1 protein-coding gene is annotated in these 7127 nt (G+C 51.6%); it reads right to left on the bottom strand.

From position 1 onward, the window contains the following. Window positions 1-15: 15 nt before the first annotated feature. Complete coding sequence (locus VM802_RS08120) at window positions 16-7116, bottom strand: non-ribosomal peptide synthetase (RefSeq protein WP_325529335.1); 7101 nt, start codon at window positions 7114-7116, stop codon at window positions 16-18. Window positions 7117-7127: the final 11 nt, after the last annotated feature.

Below are 7127 nucleotides of genomic sequence, written 5' to 3'. Positions count from 1 at the left end.
TGGGTTTCGGGGAGATTAGAGTTTGATAGTCTGAAGATCATCGTCGGGGATAACCGGTGCGGTTTGGTTTACCCGGATATATTTAGCCAGTGATTCGATGGTAGCGAGTGTGAAGAAATCCCTTACAGATATGGTTGCCTGCAGCTGTTTGCGGATCATAGCAATGAGTCGCATTACCTGTAAAGAGTGGCCGCCCAGTTCGAAGAAGTTATCGGTAACGCCTATGCGTTCTATGCCGAGCAGCCCGCTCCAGATCTTTACCAGGGTTTCTTCTGTTTCATTGCGGGGGGCAACATACTCCTGCAACTGCGACAAACTTTCGCCGGGGTCAGGCAGGGCTTTGCGGTCTGTTTTACCGTTAGGGGTAAGCGGCACTTTCTCCAGCTCCACCAGCAGCGACGGGATCATGTACTCCGGCAGTTTGTCTTTCAGCCAGTTCAGAATGATGGATTTATCGAAGCTGCTTACCGGGACGATGTAACCGATCAGCCGTTTGTTATGGTTGGCATCTTCATGCGCTACAACCACTGCTTCCTTCACATATCCTGATTGCAGCATTACGCTTTCTATTTCGCCCAGCTCTATACGGTAGCCGCGGATTTTCACCTGCTCATCTATGCGGCCCAGGTACTCTACCGTGCCATCAGGCAACCAGCGGCCAAGATCGCCTGTCTTATACATGCGTCCGCGTGCCGGCACAAAAGGATCTGTCACAAACTGGCGGGCGGTGAGATCAGGGCGGTTCAGGTAACCACGTGATACACCTACGCCAGACACGCAGATTTCACCCGGTACATTGACGGGACACAGTTGCCCTTCTTTATTGATGATGTAGATATGAAGATTCTGCACGGGTGCTCCCAGCGGAATATTTGTATAGGCGGGCAGGTTATACATTATATGATGACAGATGTCATCTGACGCTTCTGTGGGGCCGTAAGCGTTTACTACCGGTACCCTGCCGAATTGAGGATGGGCAAACCATTGGGACAACAGGTGCCAGCTCACCGCTTCGCCTGTCACCAACAGGTAGCGGAGCGGCTGCCATGCAACGGTAATATTTTCCTGCAACACCGCCGCGAGATAGGAAGGCACCAGTTCAAGGATCGTGATCCGGTCTTTATCTACCGCTTCGGTGAGGGCGGCAGGATTCAGGATGGTTTCTTCGTCATAGATAACCGTAGTGCCTCCGCAGAGCAATGCAGCAAACACCTGCCACACAGAAATATCAAAAGTATAGGCGGCTGTGAAAGCAATCACGGAATGCTGATCCAGTTGCAGGTCGTTGATCTTCGCGTAAAGGTGATTGAGCATACCGGCGTGTTCAACCATCACGCCTTTGGGCTTACCCGTTGAACCTGAAGTATAGATAATATACGCAAGGTGTGCAGGATCAGGCGATAGCAAAGGATTATCTGCAGTAATGCTTTCAGGCAGTTCTTCCAGGTTGATTACCTGTATGTTCTTTGCAGCTGCCAGTTTCGTGCTGCCGTAGTGAGTGCCTACAGCAATGGTCGCTGCACAGTCATCCAGCATGAACAACATTCTCTCCTGCGGGTATTCCGGATCTACCGGTACATATGCCGCTCCTGCCTTCATTACCCCCAGCATGGCTATCACCATGAAAGGAGAACGTTCCATGCAGATGGGCACCATTGAACCGGTGGTAATGCCGTTGTTTCGCAACAGCTGCGCCAACCGGCCTGCATATGCATCCAGTTCTCCGTAGGTCAGCTGTATGCTACCGGCTTTCACTGCAATCGCATCAGGCGTAGCGGCGGCCTGTGTTGTCAGCAGTGAAACGAGTGTCTCCTGCTGCGGCCAGGCGACGGATTTATTATTGAACAAATACAATAACTCTTCTTCTTCAGCAGGTGTCACCATCTTCAGACGGCTGATCAATTGAGCAGGATTGCCAACTATTGATTCGAGCAACTGATGGAAGTGGTTTGTCATGCGGCTGATTGTTTCCGCATTAAAGAGATCTGTGCAATAGCTTACTGTAAGATGCAGACCTTCAATACTTTCCTGCAATGCAAAGTCGAGATCAAATTTCGCTGTGGTGGCGCCGGTTTCCTCCTGTTTCAACTCCAGGCCACCCAGTTCCAGTTCGGGTGTATCGGGTGTATTCTGTAATTCGAACATCACCTGGAACAATGGCGTGCGGCTTACATCTCTGTCTTTCACCACTTCCTCCACCACTTTTTCAAAAGGCACTTCCTGGTGATCATAAGCGTTGAGGGTGGTTTCTTTTACTTGTTGCAGTAACGCAGTGAAGGAGGGTTCGCCGGCAAGATCACTGCGCAGTGCCAGTGTATTCACAAAGAAGCCGATGAGGCTTTCTGTTTCCTGCCTGGTTCTACCTGCAATGGTAGTACCTATGCAGACATCCTCCTGACCAGTATAACGATACAGCAACACCTTGAATGCAGCCAGCAACGTCATAAATAAGGTAGTACCCTCTTGTTGTGAAAGATAACGAAGCTGTTGTAACAACGTCGCTTCAAAACGGAACAGGCTTATAGCGCCGCGGGTACTTTGTATAGCAGGCCGTGGAAGATCTGCCGGGATATTCAGTACGGTTGTTCCAGCTAATTTATTCCGCCAGTAAGCGACCTTCTCTTCGAGTACAGCGCCTGAGAGGTGTGTGCGTTCCCAGACAGCATAATCTGCAAACTGTATTTCCGGAACAGGTAACGGGTCTTCATTACCAGCGATGGCTGCCTGGTACAATGCTGCCAGTTCTTTCACGATGATGCCCATTGACCAGCCATCAGCGGCAATATGATGGAGTGTTACAACCAGCAGGTGTTCATTATTCGTCAGCAACAACAACTGTGCTCTCAGCATATGATCTATAGCCAGATCGAATGGACGGTTGATGAGTGATGTGATCATCTCATCCACTTCAACTGCATGAACTGCAATCACTTCCAACTGCCAGCTACCTTTTTCCTGTACATGCTGATATACTTCTCCTTCATATTCTTCAAATACGGTGCGCAATACCTCATGACGACCCACAATTGCTGTCAGGGCTTTTTCCAACGACAGGATATCGATAGCGCCCTTCAGTCGCAACACCGCCGGAATATGATAATGCACACTTCCTTCCAGCTGATCGATAAACCATAGACGTTCCTGGCTATATGAAAGCGGGATCATTTCAGGGCGTTCTCCTGTCACTACCGGCGGCAAAGCAGACACTTTGTTTTCCTGCATGTAAGCGGCAAAGCCGGCAATGGTCGGGTGCAGGAACAGGGCTTTCATGGAAAGCTCTACTCCCAGCTGCCTGCGCAGGGCAGCCATGAAGCGCATCGCCAGCAGAGAATGCCCGCCTGCTTCAAAGAAGTTATCGTATATCCCTATCCGTTCCCTGTTCAGCAACTGTTCCCAGATACCAGCCAGCAGTTGCTCCGTGGCGGTACGCGGAGCGGTATATTCACTTTCTGCAGCCACTTCAGGGTCAGGCAATGCCTTTCTGTCGAACTTCCCGCTGGGGGTAAGCGGCAGCTGTTCCATTGCCACGAAGGCGGCAGGGATCATATATTCCGGTAATATTTTCTGCAGATGGCTGATGATGCCCGTTCTGTTGAAATCACCGTCAGGCACAACATATGCCACAAGGCGTTTAAGTGCAGCATCATGCGCATCCGTTTTTGCCAGTACTACGGCCTGTTTTACCAGGTCGCTGTCCTGCAATACCCGTTCGATCTCGCCCAGCTCAATTCTGTAACCACGGATCTTTACCTGGTCATCAATACGGCCAAGGTATTCTATCGTTCCATCCGGCAGCCAGCGACCGAGGTCACCGGTTCTGTAGAGCCGGCTGCCCCAGGCATTACTGTAAGGATGGCGAATGAACTTCTCTGCGGTAAGGTCCGGGCGATGGAGATAACCACGGGCCAGACCGGCGCCGCTGGTGCAGATCTCACCAGGCACGCCTACCGGGCAAAGTGCATGGCCATCCCCCAGGATATATACCTGCATGTTGGCAACGGGGCTGCCAATCACAATTGTATTGTTGTCATGGAACGGCTGATCAGTGAGCGTGGTACAAACGGTATTCTCCGTAGGGCCGTAAGCGTTAATCAGGCGGATACCTTTCGAGCGGATGTATTGCCCGTCTTCCCGGTTCAGCGGCTCGCCGGCAGATACCACCGTTTTCACGGAAGCCAGCTGCTCCTTCACTACATGCTGATAAGAAGGTGGCAGCGTTACCAGTTCTACAGCATGTTTTTCCAGCAGCGCAGCGAAACGTGCAGTGATCAGCAGATCGTCCTGCTGAGGCAGTACCAGTATGCCGCCGCTTAAGAGTGTATTAAAAATTTCGTAGCAGGAAGCATCAAAGCCAAAGGACGCGAACTGCAAAGAGCGGGTACCCCGTTGCAGACGCAATGCCGCTGCCTGTCCCAATGCCATATTCACCACTCCCTGATGTTCTATCATCACACCTTTGGGGCGTCCGGTGGAACCGGACGTATAAATCACATAGGCCAGCTGATCGGGTGATGGTTGTTCCTGCAGGGGCGTTTTCGCATAGGCATTTATGTTATCCTGCTCATTATCCAGTAGTATAATGTCAATACCGCTCATGACAGGCAGCCTGTCTTCACAGCTGCTTGCGGACAACAACAAAGTTGCACCGGTATCTGCCAGCATGTAGCTGATGCGTTGCTCCGGGTAGTCGGGATCGACAGGCACATAAGCGCCGCCTGCCTTGAGGACGGCGAAGATAGCCGTCAGCATTTCGAAAGAACGATGCATACAAAGCGGCACCAGGGTTTCCTTTGTGACACCACGATGTTGCAGGAAATGGGCCAGCTGGTTGGAGCGGTCGTCCAGTTCTTTATAAGTGCGTATTTCGTCATTATATATAAGTGCGGTTGCATCCGGTTGTGTTATTACCTGTAATGCAAACAGATCCAAGATGGAGTGCTGCTGTGGGAAAGGAACTGCCGTGTCGTTAAAGGTGGTGAGCAGCTGTTCCATTTCATCGGGGGTGAGCATAGTGAGTGCATTCACCTTTTGTTTGCGCGACTGCACTACAGCACGCAGCAGCTGCCCGTAATGCGCAGCCATGCGGTGTATCGTATCTTCCCTGAACAGATCGGCGCCATATTCAATAAGTCCGTGCAGCCCTTCAGGGGTTTCCTGTATCGTAAAGACGAGATCAAATTTTGTTGTGGTATAAGTCACGCTTTCATTTTCCAGTACAAGTCCGTTCAGTGCCAGATCCGGTGCAACAGGACCGCTTTGCAATGAGAAGGCTGCCTGGAATAGGGGCGTCCGACTTACATCCCGCTGCTTCACGACTGCTTCCACTACTTTTTCAAACGGCACATCCTGGTGCCCGAAGGCCTCCAGCGTGGTTTGTTTCACTTGTTGTAACAATGCTGTGAAAGCCGGATCATTGCTGAGATCTGTACGCAATGCGAGTGTATTGATAAAGAAGCCGACGATTCCTTCCAGTTCCTGCCTGGTTCTACCTGCGATGGAAGTACCGATACATATATCAGTTCCACCGCTATAGCGGTATAGCAGCACGTTGTAAGCCGCCAGCAGTGTCATGAACAAGGTTACGCCTTCCTCCCTGGAAAGGGTGTTCAGCCCGTCTGTTGTAGTCTTGTCAATATTGAATGCTACCACTGCGCCGCGGGTACTCTGTACCACCGGCCGGGGGAAATCCGTCGGCAGGTTCAGTGCAGCTACGCCGGTAAGTTTGTTTTTCCAGTAGCTGATCTTTTCTTCCAGCACCGCGCCATCGAGATAGCCACGCTGCCAGAGGGCGTAATCAGCGTATTGCATTTCCGGAACAGGCAGCTCCACAGTGGCTGCATTATACAGCGCTGCCAGTTCTTTCACAATAATACTCTTTGACCAGGCATCTGAGGCAATATGATGCACAACGGCTACCAGTATATATTCAGTGGCGCCCAGCACTACGAGGTGTGCACGCAGCATGTACGAAGCGGTAAGATCGAAGGGCGCTTCCAGCAGCTGCTGTATGTATGCCTGCAATGCTACAGTGTCCTGCTTCAGTGCCGGATCATCTGTTACCTGCAGCTGCCATCCGTCTTTATCCAGTATCCGCTGGCCGGCGTCTCCGTTGTCTGTCACCACAACGGTGCGCAATGCCTCATGGCGGTTTACAATGGTCCGGAATGCGTTTTCCAGCGCCACCTTATCCAGGTTGCCGCGGAGGCGGATAACTGTTGGGATATGATAATGCACGCTGCCTTCCAGCTGATCAATGAACCACAAACGTTCCTGGCTATACGAAAGCGGGATGTGTGCAGGTCTTTCCCGGCGCACCAGGTTACTCTCTACCGGCGACGGCGCAGAGCGGGCGGCGATCTGTGCTGCCAGCGCGCCTACGGTGGGGTAATCAAATAAATCACCGATGCTTACCACTACTCCCAACTGCTTCCTGATGGCGGATATAACGCGGATAGCCAGTAATGAATGCCCTCCAAGCGCAAAGAAATCATCCTGCAGTTGTACCTGGTCCACTTCCAGCAGGGACGCCCAGATAGCTGCCAGTGTTTTTTCCAGCTCCGTTTCCGGTTCACCGCCGGTTTGTGTTGTTACAGCCGCTTCTGGTTCTGGCAGCGCTTTCCGGTCAATCTTACCATTGGCCATCAGCGGGAACTGCTGCAGGGGAATAACAACTGCAGGTATCATGTATTCAGGCAGTCTGCTCCGCAGGAAATCCAGTATGGCTTCCTTTTCAAAATCACCTTCCGGTATCACATATGCCAACAGCCGCTTATTGCCACTGTTGTCTGCCCTGGCGATCACTACACCTTGGTTCACCAATTCGCACTGGCTTAGTATGCGGCTGATCTCGCCCGGTTCCACACGGTACCCACGGATCTTTACCTGGTCGTCCACGCGGCCCAGGAACAGGATATTGCCGTCTGGCAGGTATTTCACCAGGTCGCCGGTGCGATAGAGTTTTGTGGGATGATCAGCGGAGAAAATATTATTGATAAATTTTGATGCAGTAAGCTCTTTATTGTTCAGATACCCTGACGCCACACCGGCGCCGCCGATGTAAAGTTCTCCAGGCACGCCTGTGGGGCACAGCTTACCATCTTTACTCACTACATATATATCAGTATTGG

The organism is Chitinophaga sp., assembly GCF_035538455.1.
Lineage (GTDB): Bacteria > Bacteroidota > Bacteroidia > Chitinophagales > Chitinophagaceae > Chitinophaga.
The sequence above is the reverse complement of the archived record's forward strand: the minus strand, read 5'-3'. Positions and strand labels throughout refer to the sequence as shown.